Genomic DNA, 18,444 nt, shown 5'->3' on the forward strand with positions numbered 1-18,444 from the left:
AATTGACCCGGCGCCGATATCCGCGCCGCCTCTTCGAAAATCAGGAAGCGGTGACGCCCAGCCTGCGCATCGCGCTCTTCACCAAGCCGAGCGGCGCCGGCGACAACGGGCCCTGCGGCGCGCGCGTGATGAAGGCGACCAGGACCAGCGCCAGGATCGCGAGCCAGAAGCACAGCCAGAAGCCGTCGATATAGGCGAGCGTGTTGGCCTCGCGCTGCACCAGCGCCGCCAGCGTGCCGACGGCGCGCCCCGTCGCCGTCCCAATGCCGTGGCCGGAAAATTCACCCGCCAGCCGCTTGAGCAGGTTCACGACGTCGATATCGCCATTCTGGACGTGCTGTCCGAGATAGTTCGAATGGATCTGCTCGCGGACCCGCAGCCAGGTCCCCATCAGCGCGACGCCGATCTCGGCGCCGCCGAGGCGCATGATCTGGATATAGGCCGCGAACGCCGTCGCCCGCGACGGATCGGAATTCGACAGCGCCATGATGATGATCGGCAGCAGCGTGAACGCCTGCCCGATCGAGGTGAGCAGGACGACGCCGACAAAGTCCTCGCGCGCCCAGACGTGGCTCAGCTGCGTGCCCCAGAGATTGGCGGCTGCGAACGCCGAGAAGCCGAGCACCACGACGATGCGCGGATCGAGGTGGCGCAGCAGCAGGATCGAGATCGGCACCAGCACGAACATCGGCGGCGCGCCGTAGGTGAACAGCAGCACGCCCGACTGCTCCGGCCGCAGCGCGCCGACGGTGCCGAGGAAATTCGGCACCAGCGACGAATTCGACAGGCTGGTCAGCGTGTACAGCAGGATGACGACCAGCGAGAGCCCGATATTGCGCGAGAACAGCACGTTGAAATGCGCCCAGGGCCGGCGCGCGATCATTTCGTTGATCATGAAGGCGACGATCAACAGCCCGCCGCCGATCAAGAGCGCCATCACCGTGCCTGACGAGAGCCAGTCCAGCCGGTTGCCCTGATCGAGCCCGGCATAGACCATCGACACCCCGGCGCCGAGCAGCAGCATGCCGCCCCAATCGGCATGGTGCAGCAGGTCGCGATTGACGGGTTCTTTCGGCGTGCCGAGATACACCATCAGCCCCATCAGCGGCGCGATCACCACGCCCTGCCAATACAGCCACTGCCAGCCGAGATGCTCGACATAGAAACCGACCAGCGAGCTTGACGAGTCGAGCGCGAAGCCGACGCGGATCGAGTACATCGCAATCGCCGGCAGCCACCATCGGATCGGCAAATTGCGCAGGATGATCATCAGCGTCGCCGGCACGAAGGTGCCGAGCAGCATGCCGTGGGCGATGCTGAGCGCGATCAGCGTCGTGTAGTCGCGCACGAACGGGATGGTCAGCGAGACCACCGCATAGACCAGGCTCGGAATGCCGAGCACGCGGCGCAGGCCGAACACGGTGGCAAGCCAGGCCACCGCAGGCGCGACGAAGATCTGCGAGCCGATGGCGGCCGTCGAGAGCCAGGCGCCCTCGTCGAAGCTGAGCGAGAACGCGCCGCGCAGATCGGGCAGGCCGACCGAGGTCAGGCGGCTGTCGAAATTCGCCAGAAACGCGCCGAGCAGCACGGCGACGACCGCGAACAGCGGATAGCGCGCGACGTCGCCGCGCGAGACCGGACCACGGTCGCGGTCGTCACTTTCCGCCATTGGCGACCGCCTCGCCGGTGTCGATCCGCGTGACGACCGACATGCCCGGCAGCAGGCGCTCGAGCAAGGGCTGGCCCTTGTCGAAGTGGATACGCACCGGAATGCGCTGCACCACCTTGGTGAAATTGCCGGTGGCGTTATCGGGCGGCAGCAGCGCGAATTGCGATCCGCTTGCCGGCGCGATGCGCTCGACGACGCCGCGCAGCCTTTGGCCCGCGAACGTATCCACGGTGACCTCGACCGGCTGGCCCGGCTTGACGTTGGTCAGCTGGGTCTCCTTGTAGTTGGCGATCACATAGACGTTCGGCAGCGGCACGACGTTGATCAGATTGGCGCCGATGTTGACGTAGTCGCCCGGCTGCACCTGGCGCTCGCCGGTGACGCCGTCGAACGGCGCAACGATCTTGGTGTAGCCAAGCTTGAGCTTGGCCGATGCCAATAGCGCCTTGGCGGCGTCGAGGTCGGCGGCACGCTGCTTCTTGGTGCCTTGCAGGACCTCGAGCTGATGGCGCTGTGCCGCGATGACAGCGCGGCTGGCGCGCACGTCGGCCTCCGCCTTGGCGTAGGATGCGGTCGCCTGCTCGAGCCGCTGCCGCGTGCCGGCGTCGGTTTGCGACAGCGACTGCTGACGCTCTTCCTCCTGACGTGCCAAGGTCTGCTGCGCCTCCGCGGACAGCCGCGCAGCTTCGGCCTGCGCGATGGTTGCGTATTGCAGCTCGACCTGGTTGTTGAGGTTATCGAGCACGGCCTGCGCACCGACCACGCCGGCCTCGGCCTGCGCCACCTGCGCCTGATAATCGGCGGGATCGATCTGCACCAGGAGATCGCCGGCCTTGACGTGCTGGAAATCGGAGACGGCGACGGTGAGCACCTCGCCGGACACGCGGCTGGAGAGCTGGGTCAATTCGGCGCGCACATAGGCATCATTGGTGGTCTGGATCGTGGCGCTGCCGACCCAGGCATCCCAGCGGCTGGTCGCCACCGCGACGAACACCAGCGCGACGAGCACGACAAACAGCGGAATCGCGAAACGGCTCCAGAAGCCGCTTGCCGAAGGTTGCGCCTTGGCAGGCGCCGCAGCAGTCGCGGTCTGGCTGGCGGGTGACGGACCATCTTCAACCTGCTCTGCCACACCGCACTCCCTCAATCACCCACCGGAACAGCCGACGAACCTATCACGCGGACCGGCATCCACTTCGCTCGAGAACGCCCTGATAGCACATGACGACGATCATGCCTCAGACGGTCTTTTCCGGCCACCGGCAGAGATCATTGATCAGACACACGTCGCAACGTGGACCGCGGGCGAGGCAGGTGTAGCGGCCATGCAGGATCAGCCAGTGATGGGCGTGCAGCATGAACTCGGTCGGGATCACTTTTTCCAATCCCAGCTCGACCTCGAGCGGCGTCTTGCCGGGCGCGAGCCCGGTGCGGTTGCCGACGCGAAACACATGGGTGTCGACCGCCATCGTGTGCTCGCCGAACGCCATGTTGAGCACGACATTCGCGGTCTTGCGGCCGGCGCCGGGCAGCGATTCGATCTCGGCACGCGTGCGCGGCACCTCGCCGCCGAACTCGGCGATCAGCTTCTGCGAGAGCGCGATGACGTTCTTCGCCTTGTTGCGATAGAGCCCGATGGTCTTGATGTAGTCGCGCACTTTGTCCTCGCCGAGCTCAAGCATCTTGTCCGGCGTGTCGGCGACCGCGAACAGCGCTCGCGTCGCCTTGTTGACGCCGGCGTCGGTCGCCTGCGCCGACAGCACCACCGCAACGAGCAGCGTGTAGGGATTGAGGTGCTCGAGCTCGCCCTTGGGCTCGGGATTGGCTTTGCGGAACCGGTCGAAGGCCTCGTAGACCTCCTCCGATGTCCATGGCTTTGACTTTACGGTTGGCTTGGCGGCCTTCTTGGCGGCCTTCTTTGCCCCGCGTTTGGGCAGCAGCCTTGCCGCATTCGCAGGCTTCTTCTTCGGTGCGGAACGAACGCTTGATGTGCTGGCGCGTTGAGAGCGGATGATTTTGGCCATGAACCGGATATACTGATAGGCCATGACCGCAGGCAACGACTTTGATCCGGGCGAAGACCGCAGGGCCAATGATCTCGCGGCTGATGCCGCTGAGGCCGAGCCCAAACTGTTCTCGGCATTGCTGACGCCGCACCGCTCGCTGAATCGCACCGGCTTTATCGTGCTGATGTCGTTCGTCACCGTGGTCAGCTTCATCGCCGGCGCGGTGTTCTGGTGGCTCGGCGCCTGGCCGATCTTCGGCTTCTTCGGCCTCGACGCGCTGGTGATCTATTGGGCGTTCAAGGTCAATTTCCGCTCCGCCAAGGCGAGCGAGGAGATCACCGTCACACCGTCGGAACTGCGGGTGCGCAGGATCAGCCATCGCGGTCATGTGGCCGAATGGGTGCTCAATCCGCTCTGGGTGCGGTTCGAACAGATCTCGCATGAGGAGTTCGGTATCGAGCGGCTCTATCTGGTCTCCCGGGGCCGCCGGGTCAGCGTTGGCAGCTTCCTCGGACCGGACGAAAAGGCCAGCTTCTCCAAGGCCTTGACGGCGGCGCTCAACGCCGCAAAACGCGGCCCGACTTACAACCCCATCCACTAGTGTGCTGAATGCGAAGTTCGTGCGATTTCGCGGCAACCACTTTCACGAACTTCGCATTCATAAAGCACACTAGAATCAAAGGTTTGCTAGTGTCCTTATCGAATCCGAAGTTCGCTCCGAAAGTGCGGCAAATGATGCGAACTTCGGATTCGGGACACTAGTCGAGCTTACTTTTGAGCATGATCTCGTCGGAAAACCGGTCCCCACTTTTCCGGATCATGCTTGTCAGAAATCGGGTGGTTTGGACGCGCCATGGCTCCTAAATCAGACACCATGATGACACTCGCCATACACGACCAGCGCCTGGCCAAGCCGGGCCTCCAGAGCGCCGCGCTGCGCGACTATGACTCGGTTCGGCGCGCCATCGCGTTCATCTCGGAGCATTGGCGCACACAGCCGACCATCGAAGCGATGGCCGATGCCGCCGCCGTCACGCCGGATGAATTGCACCATCTGTTCCGCCGCTGGGCCGGGCTGACGCCGAAGGCCTTCATGCAGGCGCTGACCCTGGACCACGCCAAGAACCTGCTGCGCGATTCCGCCAGCGTGCTCGATGCGGCACTCGACTCCGGCCTGTCAGGGCCGGGACGGCTGCACGACCTGTTCGTCACGCATGAGGCGATGTCGCCGGGCGAATGGAAGACCGGCGCCGGCGGCATGACGCTGCGCTACGGCTTCCATCCCTCGCCGTTCGGCACCGCGATCGTGATCGCGACGGATCGCGGGCTTGCGGGGCTTGCCTTCGCCGATCACGGCGACGAGCAGACCGCATTCGCCGACATGAAGCGGCGCTGGCCGAACGCGAGCTATGTCGAGGACACCGACGGTACCGCAGCATTGGCGCAGCGCGTGTTCGATACAAGGTTGTGGCGGGCGGACCAGCCGCTGCGCGTCGTCTTGATCGGCACCGACTTCGAGGTGCGGGTGTGGGAGACGCTGCTCAAGGTCCCGATGGGCCGCGCGGTCAGCTATTCCGACATCGCCTGCAAGATCAACAGCCCGAAAGCCTCGCGCGCGGTCGGCGCCGCGGTCGGCCGCAACCCGGTGTCGTTCGTGGTGCCCTGCCATCGCGCACTCGGCAAAAGCGGCGCGCTGACCGGCTATCACTGGGGCATCACCCGCAAGCAGGCGATGCTGGGCTGGGAAGCCGGCCAGGTGGGGTTGCACTAACCTCTATCTCGTCATTACGGGATGGTCCGAAGGACCAGACCTCAGGTGCGCAATTGCGCACCGGGGAATCTCGAGATTCCGGGTTCGATGCTGCGCATCGCTCCGGAATGACAACATCAAACCTCTACCCCGCGAGATCGACCTTTGACGCTACGGTGGAATCGGCATTGAGCCGATAGATCACCGGCGCGCCGGTGGCGAGTTCGCGCTTGAGGATCTGCTCGGGCGTCAGCTTCTCCAGCACCATGATCAGCGCGCGCAGCGAATTGCCGTGGGCGGCGATCAGCGTGCGCTGGCCGCGCAGCACACCGGGCAGGATCTCCTGCACGTAATAAGGCAGCGTGCGCGCCAGCGTATCCTTCAGGCTTTCGCCGCCGGGTGGCGGCACGTCGTAGGAACGGCGCCAGATCAGAACCTGGTCCTCGCCCCACTTCTTGCGGGCGTCGTCCTTGTTGAGGCCGGAGAGATCACCGTAATCGCGTTCATTGAGCGCGAGATTCTTCGTGGTCGGCAATCCGGTCTGGCCGATCTGCTCCAGCATCAGCTTCAGCGTGTGCTGCGCACGGGTAAGATCGGAGGTGAACGCGACATCGAACGACAGGCCCTGCGCCTTCAGCTTGCGGCCGGCCTCGTTCGCTTCGTTGACGCCCTGCTCGGTGAGATCAGGGTCCTTCCACCCGGTGAACAGGTTCTTCAGATTCCAGTCGCTCTGACCGTGACGAACGAGCACAAGGAGACGATCACTCATTTCAGATTCCGTTTTCGCTTAGCCTGATTTCATTCCGTCGAGCGGTGTCAGTCGCTCAACCCGAGGACGTCGGCCATCGAATACATGCCGGGCTTCTTGCCATGCGCCCACAGCGCTGCCTTCAGCGCGCCCTGCGCGAACAGCGCGCGATCTTCCGCATGGTGCGAGAGCGTGATGCGCTCGGAGGGGCCGGCAAAGATCACGCTGTGATCGCCGGCCGCGGTGCCGCCGCGCAACGAGGCAAAGCCGATATCGCCCGCGCGCCGCGCGCCGGTGAGACCATCGCGGCCGCGCGCCGAATGCTGATCGAGCGCGATCTTGCGTCCCGCGGCCGCGGCTTCGCCGAGCATCAAGGCGGTGCCCGACGGCGCATCGATCTTGGACTTGTGGTGCATCTCGAGAATTTCGATGTCAAAGCTCTGGTCGAGCGATTGCGCGACGCGCTTGACGAGCGCGGCGAGCAGATTGACGCCGAGGCTCATATTGCCTGACTTCACCACGATGGCGCGGTTGGTCACGCTGCGGATCACCGCATCGTCGGACGGCGACATCCCGGTGGTGCCGATGACGTGAACAAGGCCGCGCTCGGCCGCGATCGCGACGTTGGCGATGGTCGCGGCCGGCACGGTGAAATCCAGGATGCCGTCGGCGCCGGCCGACATCGACCACAGATCGGCCGACAGCTTGACGTCATTGGCGGGGAGGCCGGCGAGCACGCCTGCGTCCTTGCCGAGCAGTTCCGAGCCCGGCGCTTCCAGAGCGCCGACCAGCACCGCCCCCGGGGTTTCGGAAATCACCCGGGTCAGCGTGCGGCCCATCCGGCCGCCGGCTCCCGCAACAATCAGACGCATGTCAGCCATGGCTCACCTCTCCACGCGATATAGCGAGCCAAGGCTGTTCCGGCAACCGAACCGGCTACCCGATGTGCGGACTATGGGCTGTCGTACCCCTCGATGATGATGAGGTCGGCGATCGAATGCGGCTGCCGCACCTTGATGTTGGCTTGGTATTCCGGCGATTGGTAGCAAGCGAGCGCGGTCGCGTAATCGGGGAATTCGATCACGACATTGCGGGAGCGGCTCTGGCCCTCCACGCCGGTGAACTTGCCACCGCGAACGATGAACTTGCCGCCGAATTTCTGGAAGATGGCGGGGTTGGCCGCCATGTAGGGCTTGTAGCCTTCCTCATTGTGAACGTCGACGCGTCCAATCCAGTATCCCTTCGCCATCTCTGTTCTCCCTCTTGTTGTTCAGGCGAGCGCCTGGGCGATTTCGGCGTGAATGGCTTCGGCTGATGCCTTCGGGTCGGCGGCTTCCATCACCGGACGTCCGACCACGAGATAGTCGGCGCCGGCGGCAATGGCGCGAGCCGGCGTCATGATGCGCTTCTGGTCGCCGGTCGCCGAGCCTGCGGGGCGGATGCCCGGGGTCACCAGGTTCATCTGGTCGCCGACGATCTTGCGCAAGGCGGCGGCCTCCTCGGGCGAGCTGACGAGGCCGTCAACGCCAAGCGCCTGCGCCTGTTTGGCGCGCGCTTCGACGAGATCGGAGACGTTGAGGCGATAGCCCGCCGCATGCAGATCGGTGTCGTCGTAGGAGGTCAGCACCGTCACCGCGAGGATCTTCAGGCCGGAGCCGGCGCGTGCCTCGACCGCCGCCTTCATGGTCTGCGGGTAGGCATGCACGGTGAGGAAGGTCGCGCCAAGCCCGGCGACGCTTTCGACCCCGCGCGCGACGGTGTTGCCGATGTCGTGCAGCTTCAGATCGAGGAAGACCTTCTTGCCGCTGCCTGCAAGCTGCTTCGCCAGGATGAGGCCGCCGGCATAACCGAGCTGATAGCCGATCTTGTAGAAGGTGACGGCATCGCCGAGCCGGTCGATCATCGCCTCGGCGCTGGCGACGGACGGCAGATCGAGCGCCACGATCAACCGGTCTCTTGGAGCGATCCTGGCTGGCTGCATGTCACCTCACATCATGCGTTGGGATTGGTCGATCAGCTGCCGCACCAGCGCCTGCATCGCGTCGATGTCGGCTTGGTGCTTCAGATGATCCATATCGTCATAGGCCTGCTCGGCGAATGACAGCGCGAGCTGGTTCGGGATCACGGTGGCGCGGCACGCCGACAGGATCAGGCGCAGCGCCGCGAGCGCGCGGGTGCCGCCGAGCCGGTTGCCGGATGCGGCTGAGATCGCGAACGCGCGGCCGTGGAACACCTGACCTCGCACCTCATGCGGATCCTGCACGCGGCTCACCCAGTCGATCGTGTTCTTCACCAGCGCCGGCACCGAGGAATTGTATTCCGGCGTCACGATCAGCACGCCATGATGGGCGCCGATCATCCGTTTCAGATTCACGGCATGCTGCGGCACGCCGGATTTCGCCTGCAGGTCGCCATCATAGATCGGCAGCGGAAAATCGCCGAGCGAGATGCGGGTGACGTCGGCGCCGGATTGCGCCAGTTCGTGCGCCAGCACGGCAGCCAGCTTCGCATTGAGCGAGCCTGACCGAAGCGATCCGGGGATCACGAGGATTTTCAGCGCGGACATTTTGAAATCGCAGGTAAGGCGCTCGCCCGGCGCGACGGCGCCGGGTGGTCAGCCCTTGCGATACACCCAGACCCGCGCGGGCGGAAGGTTCATCCAGATCCGCTCGGAGGCCTCTGTGGACACGCCCGGCAGCGACTTCGGAATCGGAGGCACCACCGAATAGGTGAACTGAATGAACGGCGCGCCGGGTGCGAGCGCCAGGAAAGCGTCACGGACCAGCCTCAGGCGGGTCAGCATCGGCTTGGTGACGAGCGGCAGGCCGGAGACCACGGCCGAGGCGGGAGATTTCAGCACCTCCCACAGCGTATCACGGAGCGTATAGGCGTCCCCCTGGACGACCCTGGCGTGCGGATAACGTTCGCGCAGCAACGCGCAGAAGCCGGGATTGTATTCGACCAGGACGAGACGCTTCTGGTCGACGCCGTGCTCGATCAGCGCGTTGGTGATCGCCCCGGTGCCGGGTCCAAGTTCGACGACCGGCCCCTCGGCGTCGCGATCGACATATTGCGCCATGGTGCGGGCGAGCAACCGTCCGGACGGCATCACCGCGCCCATATGCAGCGGCTTCTCCATCCATGAACGGAGAAATCGAACCTCGTCGTCGAGACGGAGGGGCTTCTTCGACGCACGCACGGACGATTGCAAAGGCATGTCGCTACCAGGCGGGGACCGCACAATCGAGCGGTTGTCAGAAAACAGTCACAAAGACGTATAGATCGAAGTCGTTACGGTCAAGCATAACGACTGCGGCTAGACGGAGCGATTGCCAAAGAAGTCCTTGACCTTAGAGAAGAAACCCGCTGCCTCCGGCTGGGTTGCGCCGGACGACAGCTTTTCGAACTCCATCAGCAGTTCTTGCTGCTTCTTGGTCAGATTCTGCGGCGTTTCGACCACGACCTGGACATACATGTCGCCGGTCTGGCGCGAACGGAGCACCGGCATACCCTTTGATGCGATGCGGAATCGCCGGCTGGACTGGGTGCCGGCCGGCACCTTCACCTTGGTCTTGCCCTTGTCGATGGTCGGCACTTCGAATTCGCCGCCGAGCGCTGCGGTCACCATCGAGATCGGCACGCGGCAGTGCAGGTCGGCGCCGTCGCGCTGGAAGAATTGGTGCGTGGTCAGCGACAGGAAGATGTAGAGGTCGCCGGGCGGTCCGCCGCGGACACCGGCCTCGCCTTCACCGGCGAGACGAATGCGGGTGCCGTCCTCGACGCCCGGGGGAATGTTGACCGACAGCGTGCGCTCGCGCGTCACCCGGCCGGAACCGGCGCATGAGGTGCAGGCATCCTCGATCATCTGGCCGCGACCCTGACAGCCGGGACAGGTCCGCTCCAGCGTGAAGAAGCCCTGGGCCTGCCGGACACGGCCGGCGCCGCCGCAATGCGAGCAGGTCTTCGGCTTGGTGCCGGCCTTGGCGCCGGTGCCCGAGCAGGATTCGCAGGTGACCGAGACCGGAATCTCGATCTGCGCGGTCTTGCCCTGGAAGGCCTCCTCGAGCGTGATCTCCATGTTGTAGCGCAGATCGGCGCCGCGCTCGCGGCCGCCGCTGCGGCGCTGCCCGGCCATGCCGAACAGGTCCTCGAAAATGTCGGAGAAGGATGAGGCGAAGCCGGCGCCGAAGCCGGGGCCGCCACCGCCCATGCCCTGCTCGAAAGCGGCATGGCCGAAGCGGTCATAGGCGGCGCGCTTGTCGCCGTCCTTCAGCACCTCATAGGCTTCGTTGATTTCCTTGAACCGGACTTCGCTGGTGGCGTCGCCCGGATTCTTGTCCGGATGCCATTTCATCGCGAGCTTGCGGAAAGCCGATTTGAGCTTGGTCTCGTCCGCGTTCCGCTCAACCTCGAGGGTCTCGTAATAGCAGCGCTTGGTGGACATCCTTCAATTCCGTCCGAAGTTCATCGCGATCGCCAAAGATTGCGCCGACGATTGCGTCAAGGATTGCGCCTGTCTGGAAGATGCAGCGATCGCCTTAAAGAAAAATGACCCCCACTCCTCCGAGACGCGGCGCGTGCTCATTGGTGTGAGGGTCATGATCGCAAATCCGCGCTTAAGCAGACTTCTTGTTGTTCTTGTCGTCGTCCACCTCGGTGAACTCCGCGTCGACAACGTCATCCTTAGCAGCGTCCTTGGCCGCATCGGCCTCGGCCTGCTGCTTGTACATGGCCTCGCCGAGCTTCATCGAAGCCTGCGCCAGCGTGTTGGTCTTGGCCTTGATCGCCTCGGCGTCGTCGCCCTTCAGCGCTTCCTTGAGGTCGCTGACGGCGTCTTCGATCGCGCGGCGCTCGGTGTCGGCGATCTTCGAACCGTGTTCGGCCAGAGCCTTCTCGGTCGAGTGAACCAGCCCGTCGGCATGGTTCTTGGCGTCGACAGCCTCGCGGCGCTTCTTGTCCTCGGCCGCGTTGACCTCGGCGTCCTTGACCATCTTGTCGATGTCGGCTTCGGACAGACCGCCGGATGCCTGGATCCGGATCTGCTGTTCCTTGCCGGTCGCCTTGTCCTTGGCCGAGACGTTGACGATACCGTTGGCGTCGATGTCGAAGGTCACCTCGATCTGCGGCATGCCGCGCGGAGCCGGCGGAATACCCATCAGGTCGAACTGGCCGAGCATCTTGTTGTCGGCAGCCATTTCACGCTCGCCCTGGAAGACCCGGATGGTGACAGCGCCCTGATTGTCTTCGGCGGTCGAGAACACCTGGCTCTTCTTGGTCGGGATCGTGGTGTTGCGGTCGATGATGCGGGTGAACACACCGCCCAGCGTCTCGATGCCCAGCGACAGCGGGGTCACGTCGAGCAGCAGCACGTCCTTGACATCGCCCTGCAGCACGCCGGCCTGGATCGCAGCGCCGATCGCGACGACCTCGTCGGGATTGACGCCCTTATGCGGCTCCTTGCCGAAGAACTGCTTCACGACTTCCTGGATCTTCGGCATGCGGGTCATGCCGCCGACCAGCACCACTTCGCCGATCTCGCCGGCGGTCAGGCCGGCATCCTTCAGCGCCTTGCGGCACGGCTCGATGGTCTTCTCGACGAGATCGGCCACCAGCGCCTCGAACTTGGCGCGGGTCAGCTTCATCGTCAGATGCTTCGGACCGGTCTGGTCAGCCGTGATGAACGGCAGGTTGATTTCGGTCTGCGTGGTCGACGACAGCTCGATCTTGGCCTTCTCCGCAGCCTCCTTCAGGCGCTGCAGGGCAAGCTTGTCGTTGCGCAGGTTGATGCCCTGTTCCTTCTGGAATTCGTCGGCGAGATAGCCAACCAGGCGCATGTCGAAATCTTCACCGCCGAGGAAGGTGTCGCCGTTGGTCGACTTCACCTCGAACACGCCGTCGCCGATCTCGAGGATCGAGACGTCGAAGGTGCCGCCACCGAGGTCGTACACGGCGATCGTGCCGGACTTCGACTTGTCGAGACCGTAGGCGAGCGCGGCAGCCGTCGGCTCGTTGATGATGCGCAGCACTTCGAGGCCGGCGATCTTGCCGGCGTCCTTGGTGGCCTGACGCTGCGCGTCGTTGAAATAGGCGGGAACCGTGATGACGGCCTGCTCGACCTTCTGGCCGAGATGCGCCTCAGCGGTCTCCTTCATCTTCTGCAGAATGAAGGCCGAGACCTGCGAGGGCGAATAGGTCTTGCCATCGGCTTCGACCCAGGCGTCGCCGTTCGATGCCTTGACGATCTTGTAGGGAACGAGCTTCTTGTCCTTCTCGACCATCGGGTCGTCATAGCGGCGGCCAATGAGGCGCTTCACCGCAAAGAACGTACGCTCGGGATTGGTCACCGCCTGGCGCTTCGCCGGCTGGCCGACGAGGCGCTCGCCATCGTCAGTGAAAGCAACGATCGACGGCGTCGTTCGCATGCCCTCGGCATTCTCGATCACCTTGGCGTTCTTGCCATCCATTACGGCGACGCACGAATTCGTGGTGCCGAGGTCGATCCCAATGACCTTACCCATGGTTTTGATATCCTCTTTGCTACGGCAGGTTGGTTGGGCCCTGACGGCGCTCCGTACCGAACCCCCAGACGTTCACATACTCGCGATATTGCGACGGTGAGCCTGATATAGGAGAGAGGGTCCTGCCCGCAAGGACTGGACGCAACGTTGAGGCCTGAAAAGACTGACGTTTGAAAGATTGTGTCAGCCCGGCCGCAGCGCCGGTTCAAGCCCGATCCAAGTTAACAAATCGGCAATGATGCGGCCCGCTGGCGACCGCGAACATCCGCTGCACGACGTCCGCGCTGTTGAGTGAACACTCACAAACGTCGTATGCGGAAGCGGGCGCAGGCCGAGGGCGCGCTGTTTGGCCGCTGGTGGCCGATCGTCGGAAACGTGGGGAAACTGGAAAGTGCCGGCCAATCGGGACGAAAAGCCCCTGGAATCGGGCCTGCAGGCCCGGAGCGCGGCTTTGGCGGCCTGTTGCAGGGTCATCAAAACCGCTAAAAGCGGTCCGACTGAAAGAGGCCATCCAGCCCTGCACCGGCCCCGTTGCGCGGCCACCAAGCAAAACCGGTAGATCCCCCATGACGCCTTTTCGACTTCTCGTTGCGGTTGCCTTGCTGCTTGCTGCCACCTGTCGTGGCTTTGCCGCCGACGTGGTGTTTCCGCCGGGCGCGCATGTCGGGATGAAGCCGCTGGTGGGCCTCAACCGCGCCAAGTCGTTCATCGGCTTCGAGACCGAGGACCAGGGCGTGAAGGTCTTGATCGCCGATCTGCCCGCGGACGCCTACAACGAGGTCGTGAGCGCCTTCAAGGCCAACCCGGCCGGTAGCGGAAACATCAAGCCGGAGAGCCTCGAGACGCCGGCGGGCCTCGCCTATTACACCGTGGAGAGCGCGCGTGACGGCACCACCAATGTGCGGCGCTATTCCATGATCCTGCCGGGACCGACCTTCTCCGGCTATGTCGCGGTCCAGGTGCCGGAGAACGCGAGCAAGATCTACACCGACGACGCCGTGCGGCAGATGTTCGCCACCGCCCAGATCCGCAACGAGGTGCCGGTCGACGAGCAGCTAAGCATGATGCCGTTCAAGGTCACCGAGCTGAGCAGCTTCAAGAATGTCCGCATGCTGGCGCCGGGCGCCGCGCTGCTGATGGCCGACGGCGACGACAAGGGCCTTGAGACCAAGCCCTTTATGCTGCTTGGCATCATCGGCTCGGCCCCGGCCACACCGGATGATCGCGGCCGCTTCGCCCAGCAGATCGCCACCACGATCCCCGGCGTGCGCGACGGGCGGATCACCATGTCCGAACCGATCCGGATCGACGGCCAGCCCGGCTTCGAGACGCGCATCGACGCCGTCAGCGGCAAGGACAATACCCCGGTGACCATCGTGCAGTGGCTGCGGTTCGGCGCGCAAACATCGATGCGCATCATCGGCAGCTCCCCGCGCACCGATTGGGAGAAGGCCTTCCCGCGCTTCCGCGCGGTGCGCGACGGCATCCAGCCGCGCGGCTGACAGGCCCGCCGAAAAATCGGACTTTCGCAGCTCCACGAACGGAACTAGCCTCCTCGTGCAATTATCAAAGCGAGGAGGGGCGCGATGCCGGATCGACGACAGGTTGTTGCAGGCCTCGGTACGCTGGCGCTTGCCGCGCTGGTTCCAAAACATCTCTGGGCGGCTGCGATCAAGCCCGACGACGGCTCCGCGCTGCTCGTGATCGACGTCCAGAACTGCTTCCTGCCCGGCGGCAGCCTTGCCGTGAAGGACGGCGAGCAGGTGGTGCCGGTGATCAACCGGATCGCCAAGAGCTTTGCCAATGTGGTGATGACGCAGGACTGGCACACGCCCGGACACATCTCCTTTGCCTCGACCCATTCCGGCAAGAAGCCGTTCGAGACCGTCGACCTTGCCTATGGCAAGCAGGTGCTGTGGCCCGACCACTGCGTGCAGGGCACCGACGGCGCATCGCTGTCGAAGGAACTCGCGATCCCGCAGGCCGAGCTGATCATCCGCAAGGGTTTTCACAAGGACGTCGACAGCTACTCCGCCTTCACCGAGGCCGACGGCAAGACCACCACCGGGCTCGCCGCCTATCTCAAGGCGCGCAACGTCGAGCGGGTTTTCGTGGCCGGGCTCGCCACCGATTTCTGCGTGGCATGGACCGCGCTCGATGCGCGCAAGGCCGGCTTCGAGACCTATGTGGTGGAAGACGCCTGTCGCGGCATCGACACCCAGGGATCGCTCGCCAAGGCCTGGGACGACATGGCCAAGGCCGGCGTCAAGCGCATCCAGTCCTCGGATATCGCGTAAGACGCAGCCTCGCGAGATTCGCATGGCCGAGCCTGCGTCACCTCATGCATTCGATCTCGCGCAGCGCCTGCCGTCGCCGCGCATGGCTGGCCTGATCGTCCGGATCACCGGTTATCGCGAGACCGCAACGGGCCGGTTCGCGCAGCGGCAGACCGCGCCGCTGATCGTCCCGCTGATCATCAGTTTCGGCTCGCCGTTCCTGATCGCGCTGTCGCGCGAGCCCGGTGCGGCCGATCGTCAGCTCAGCTTCGCCGCCGGCCTGCATGCCGGGCCTGTCTACATCGAGTCCGACGGGCGCGCCGCCTGCGTGCAGGTCGATTTCACCCCGCTCGGCGCCTACGGCTTCTTCGGCGGCGCCGTGACCGACCTGGTCGGGCGCATGGTCGATATCGACGATGTGCTCGGCCATGATGGCCGTCGTCTGCGCGAACAGCTCGGCGCCGTGACCTGCTGGCAGCGCCGCTTCGACCTGATCGAGGCGTTCGTGCTGCGCCGCGCCGGCCACATGCCGTCTCCCGAAGTCGCGTTCGCCTATCGAAAACTGGCGCGTTCGGCCGGCGCTATCAGCATCACGGCATTGGCCGACGAGATCGGCTGGAGCCGCAAGCATCTGGCTGGCCGGTTTCGGTCCGAACTCGGCCTCGCCCCCAAATCGCTGGCGCGCATGATGCGGTTTCACCGGGCGAGCCGGCTGGCGCAAAGCGGCGCAGCGCTCGGCTGGGCGGGGATCGCGGCGGAAAGCGGCTATGCCGACCAGGCCCATCTCGCCCGCGAGTTCGTCGAATTCGCAGGCGAACCGCCAACCGCCTGGGCGCGCCGCCGGGCGCTGACCGACCGCCGGCTGGTTCACGCCGGCGATGGGCTGGCGGACTGGTAACAAACCTTCAAGCCAACGCCGCGTTGCCCCGTGCAGGATGGCGCCGTCAGCCAAGGAGGTGAGCGACCATGACGCACGACATCGAACCGCCCCGCATCTACCCGACCCTGCGCTGCAAGGATGCCGAGGCGATGACCAATTGGCTCACGACGGTGCTTGGGTTCACCGAACACGTCGTCTACCGCGATGGCGGCGTGATCCATCACGCCGAGCTCGCCTATGGTTCCTCGATGCTGATGCTGGGCCAGAGCCGCGACGACGCATATGGCAGGCTGGTCGGCGACCTCGACAACCGCCGCACCGACTCGATCTATATCGCCGTCGACGATCCCGACGCGCTGTACGCGAAGGTCAAGGCTGCCGGAGCGAAGATCGAGATGGAACTGCGAAACACGGATTATGGCAGCCGCGACTTCGCCTGCCGCGATCCGGAAGGAAATCTCTGGAGCTTCGGCACCTATTGGCCGAAGGCACACGAGAAGCCGCGACCGTGAGCCCGCGCAATCCGCGAGCTCACAGACGGGTGTCCGGGATCGGACGGATCAGGCGGTGATGTCGGCGGTCGGGGCGGCCTTGGCGCCGCCCTTGGAGACGCCGACCAGCGCCGGACGCAGGATGCGCTCGCCGATCATGTAACCGGCCTGCACGACCTGCACCACGGTGCCCGACGGCACCGACGGATCGGGCACCTCGAACATCGCCTGCTGGAAGTTCGGATCGAACTTCTCGCCGATCGGGTCGAACTTCTTGACGCCGTTCTTCTCCAGCGCGTTGAGCAGCGAACGTTCGGTCAGCTCGACGCCTTCGATCAGCGCCTTCAGGCCGGGATCGGCGGCTTCCTTGGTCTCGGCTGGCACCGCATCGAGCGCGCGCTGCAGGTTGTCGGCGATATCGAGCACGTCGCGGGCAAAGCCGGTGATGCCGTAGGTCTTAGCGTCGGCGACCTCGCGGCGGGTGCGCTGGCGGAGATTCTCCATCTCGGCCAGGGTGCGCAGCGTCCGGTCGCGCGCCTCGGCGAGCTCCTTGGTCAGCGCCTCCGCCGATCCGGCCTCGGGCTCGTCAGGCATGATGTAGGGTTTCGAGACCACGGGCTCACCCGTCGGCGCCGAATTCTCGGTGTTGTCATTGGCCCGGTTCGGATCGGTCATGGCTTGCCTTCTCGAAAAGTCGCGTCGGTTCAAATCTTGGGGATTGCTTGCCGGGATATCGTGCTTTGGCCGGCGAAAATCAAGCGCAACATACCGGTCTCGGGAACAGGAATCTCCGGCTTGGGTGAAGAAAACCCGTCAAATGAAAGCGAAATCGCCCTCCGGTCAGCCGCCCAGCATCTTGCTGACGATGCGCGCGGCATAATCGACGGTCGGGATCACCCGCGCATAGTTCAGCCGCGTCGGTCCGATCACGCCGAGAACGCCCACGATCCGCCCCTGGGCGTCGCCGTAGGGCGCGATGATGGTCGAGGAACCCGACAGCGAGAACAGCTTGTTCTCCGAGCCGATGAAGATCCGCACGCCCTCGCCGCGTTCGGCGCGGCCGAGCAGATCGATCACCCCGCGCTTGGTTTCGAGATCGTCGAACAGCGACTTGATGCGCTCGAGATCGTCGAGCGCGTGCAGGTCCTCGAGCAGATTGGCGTGACCGCGCACGATCAGCTGGCGGTCCTCATTCTCGCCGCCGGACCAGCTCGCGATGCCCGCCGTGACCACCTTTTGCGTGAGCTGATCGAGCTCGGCGCGATTTTGCGTCAGTGCCGTCTCGAGCTCGAGCCGCGCTTCGGCCAGCGTCCGGCCGCGGATCCGCGCATTGAGGAAATTGGTCGCCTCGGTCAGGGCTGAGGATGGAACACCCGGCGGCAGTGCCAGCACGCGGTTTTCGACCTGGCCGTCTTCGCCGACCAACACGACCAGCGCCTTCTCCGGCTCCAGCCGGACGAACTCGATATGCTTCAGCCGTGCATTCGACTTCTGCGTCAGCACCACCGCCGCGGCGCGGGTCAGTCCCGACAGCCGCGTCAAGGCTTCGCCGAGCGCGGCCTCGACGGATTGCGCGCGGCCGACGGCCGCAAGCTGGGTCTGGATCGACTGACGCTCGGCCTCGGTGAGGTCGCCGACCTGCATCAGCGCGTCGACGAAGAAGCGCAGCCCGAGTTCGGTCGGCAACCGGCCGGCGGAGGTGTGCGGCGCATAGATCAGGCCGAGTTGCTCGAGATCCGACATCACATTGCGGACCGAGGCCGGCGACAGCGGTAATGCGATCAGGCGCGAAATGTTGCGCGAACCGACCGGCTCGCCGGTTGCGAGATAGCTTTCGACGATTTGACGAAAAATGTCGCGCGAACGCTCGTTGAGCTGGGCGAGCCCGGCATGCGGCGCGATCAGGCCAATCGGATCGTGGTGAGTCACACTCCAGTCCCTCACAATTGCTGCATAATTTGTCGATCCGGGAGGCCGATGACAAGCATGCATTCGGCCCCCTCGTACCGGACCCCACCGGGGCCGAAAACCCTCGCCAAAACCCTTGCCGCTGCCCCTTCCCGCTCCTACAAGCACGGCCAGCCAATTTTCTCGGATTTCTGGAGG

Annotated in this window: 19 protein-coding genes; 6 read left to right on the forward strand and 13 right to left on the reverse strand. The window is 64.7% G+C overall.

The genetic code is table 11. The features are described 5' to 3' along the window. Positions 1 to 40: 40 nt before the first annotated feature. From J2R76_RS27605 to nth, 3 genes are all read right to left on the reverse strand, one after another. A complete protein-coding gene (locus J2R76_RS27605; protein WP_253625220.1) occupies positions 41 to 1,669 on the reverse strand; it encodes an MFS transporter in 1,629 nt (542 codons plus the stop codon). Further along, the gene (locus J2R76_RS27610; RefSeq protein WP_253625221.1) at positions 1,656 to 2,801 is read right to left on the reverse strand and encodes an HlyD family efflux transporter periplasmic adaptor subunit; all 1,146 of its coding nucleotides are present in this window, start codon (positions 2,799 to 2,801) and stop codon (positions 1,656 to 1,658) included. Before J2R76_RS27610 ends, J2R76_RS27605 begins: the two co-directional genes overlap by 14 nt. A 106-nt stretch (positions 2,802 to 2,907) precedes the next feature. Continuing rightward, positions 2,908 to 3,693: an endonuclease III gene (nth, locus tag J2R76_RS27615; protein WP_253626095.1), complete on the reverse strand. Its 786-nt coding sequence runs from the start codon at positions 3,691 to 3,693 to the stop codon at positions 2,908 to 2,910. Positions 3,694 to 3,715: 22 nt separating this feature from the next. Between nth and J2R76_RS27620 the strand changes: the two genes are divergently transcribed. Continuing rightward, complete coding sequence (locus tag J2R76_RS27620; RefSeq protein ID WP_244558980.1) at positions 3,716 to 4,276, forward strand: DUF2244 domain-containing protein; 561 nt, start codon at positions 3,716 to 3,718, stop codon at positions 4,274 to 4,276. Between the two features lie 273 nt (positions 4,277 to 4,549). Then, on the forward strand, positions 4,550 to 5,446 hold the full coding sequence (locus J2R76_RS27625) for a bifunctional helix-turn-helix domain-containing protein/methylated-DNA--[protein]-cysteine S-methyltransferase (RefSeq protein ID WP_076833729.1): 897 nt from the start codon (positions 4,550 to 4,552) through the stop codon (positions 5,444 to 5,446). A 124-nt stretch (positions 5,447 to 5,570) separates the two neighbouring features. Here the strand turns inward: J2R76_RS27625 and J2R76_RS27630 are convergent, their stop codons facing one another. From J2R76_RS27630 to dnaK, 8 genes are all read right to left on the reverse strand, one after another. Then, a complete protein-coding gene (locus J2R76_RS27630) occupies positions 5,571 to 6,194 on the reverse strand; it encodes a 2,3-bisphosphoglycerate-dependent phosphoglycerate mutase (RefSeq protein WP_076833727.1) in 624 nt (207 codons plus the stop codon). 47 nt (positions 6,195 to 6,241) lie between these two features. Continuing rightward, complete coding sequence (gene dapB, locus J2R76_RS27635; RefSeq protein WP_028341754.1) at positions 6,242 to 7,054, reverse strand: 4-hydroxy-tetrahydrodipicolinate reductase; 813 nt, start codon at positions 7,052 to 7,054, stop codon at positions 6,242 to 6,244. 71 nt (positions 7,055 to 7,125) lie between these two features. After that, a complete protein-coding gene (locus J2R76_RS27640) occupies positions 7,126 to 7,422 on the reverse strand; it encodes a DUF1330 domain-containing protein (protein ID WP_076833726.1) in 297 nt (98 codons plus the stop codon). Between the two features lie 21 nt (positions 7,423 to 7,443). Then, positions 7,444 to 8,154, reverse strand: coding sequence for an orotidine-5'-phosphate decarboxylase (gene pyrF, locus J2R76_RS27645; RefSeq protein ID WP_057020362.1), 711 nt, complete (start codon positions 8,152 to 8,154; stop codon positions 7,444 to 7,446). A gap of 6 nt (positions 8,155 to 8,160) precedes the next feature. After that, positions 8,161 to 8,739, reverse strand: coding sequence for an NADPH-dependent FMN reductase (locus J2R76_RS27650; RefSeq protein WP_076833724.1), 579 nt, complete (start codon positions 8,737 to 8,739; stop codon positions 8,161 to 8,163). Positions 8,740 to 8,787: 48 nt separating this feature from the next. Then, positions 8,788 to 9,390 carry a class I SAM-dependent methyltransferase gene (locus tag J2R76_RS27655; RefSeq protein ID WP_076833722.1) on the reverse strand — a complete coding sequence of 201 codons (603 nt, stop codon included), beginning with the start codon at positions 9,388 to 9,390 and terminating at the stop codon, positions 8,788 to 8,790. Between the two features lie 99 nt (positions 9,391 to 9,489). Continuing rightward, on the reverse strand, positions 9,490 to 10,617 hold the full coding sequence (gene dnaJ / locus J2R76_RS27660) for a molecular chaperone DnaJ (protein ID WP_050383491.1): 1,128 nt from the start codon (positions 10,615 to 10,617) through the stop codon (positions 9,490 to 9,492). 172 nt (positions 10,618 to 10,789) lie between these two features. After that, on the reverse strand, positions 10,790 to 12,691 hold the full coding sequence (gene dnaK, locus J2R76_RS27665) for a molecular chaperone DnaK (protein ID WP_028335770.1): 1,902 nt from the start codon (positions 12,689 to 12,691) through the stop codon (positions 10,790 to 10,792). Positions 12,692 to 13,257: 566 nt separating this feature from the next. Between dnaK and J2R76_RS27670 the strand changes: the two genes are divergently transcribed. The 4 genes from J2R76_RS27670 (at position 13,258) to J2R76_RS27685 (ending at position 16,359) form a co-directional block, all read left to right on the forward strand. Beyond that, positions 13,258 to 14,193, forward strand: a complete 936-nt coding sequence (locus tag J2R76_RS27670) for a hypothetical protein (RefSeq protein ID WP_057020358.1) — start codon at positions 13,258 to 13,260, stop codon at positions 14,191 to 14,193. Between the two features lie 84 nt (positions 14,194 to 14,277). Continuing rightward, complete coding sequence (pncA, locus tag J2R76_RS27675) at positions 14,278 to 14,988, forward strand: bifunctional nicotinamidase/pyrazinamidase (RefSeq protein ID WP_057020357.1); 711 nt, start codon at positions 14,278 to 14,280, stop codon at positions 14,986 to 14,988. Positions 14,989 to 15,010: 22 nt separating this feature from the next. Then, complete coding sequence (locus J2R76_RS27680; protein WP_076833719.1) at positions 15,011 to 15,865, forward strand: AraC family transcriptional regulator; 855 nt, start codon at positions 15,011 to 15,013, stop codon at positions 15,863 to 15,865. A 68-nt stretch (positions 15,866 to 15,933) separates the two neighbouring features. Continuing rightward, positions 15,934 to 16,359, forward strand: a complete 426-nt coding sequence (locus J2R76_RS27685) for a VOC family protein (protein ID WP_076833716.1) — start codon at positions 15,934 to 15,936, stop codon at positions 16,357 to 16,359. Positions 16,360 to 16,407: 48 nt separating this feature from the next. On the opposite strand, the gene grpE is transcribed toward J2R76_RS27685, so the two are convergent. Together grpE and hrcA are read right to left on the reverse strand one after the other, a co-directional pair. After that, positions 16,408 to 17,013: a nucleotide exchange factor GrpE gene (gene grpE / locus J2R76_RS27690; RefSeq protein WP_028341763.1), complete on the reverse strand. Its 606-nt coding sequence runs from the start codon at positions 17,011 to 17,013 to the stop codon at positions 16,408 to 16,410. A 165-nt stretch (positions 17,014 to 17,178) separates the two neighbouring features. Beyond that, complete coding sequence (gene hrcA / locus J2R76_RS27695) at positions 17,179 to 18,267, reverse strand: heat-inducible transcriptional repressor HrcA (protein ID WP_076833714.1); 1,089 nt, start codon at positions 18,265 to 18,267, stop codon at positions 17,179 to 17,181. Positions 18,268 to 18,444: the final 177 nt, after the last annotated feature.

It is taken from the genome of Bradyrhizobium sp. USDA 4532, from assembly GCF_024171315.1.
Classification (GTDB): Bacteria; Pseudomonadota; Alphaproteobacteria; order Rhizobiales; family Xanthobacteraceae; genus Bradyrhizobium; species Bradyrhizobium australafricanum.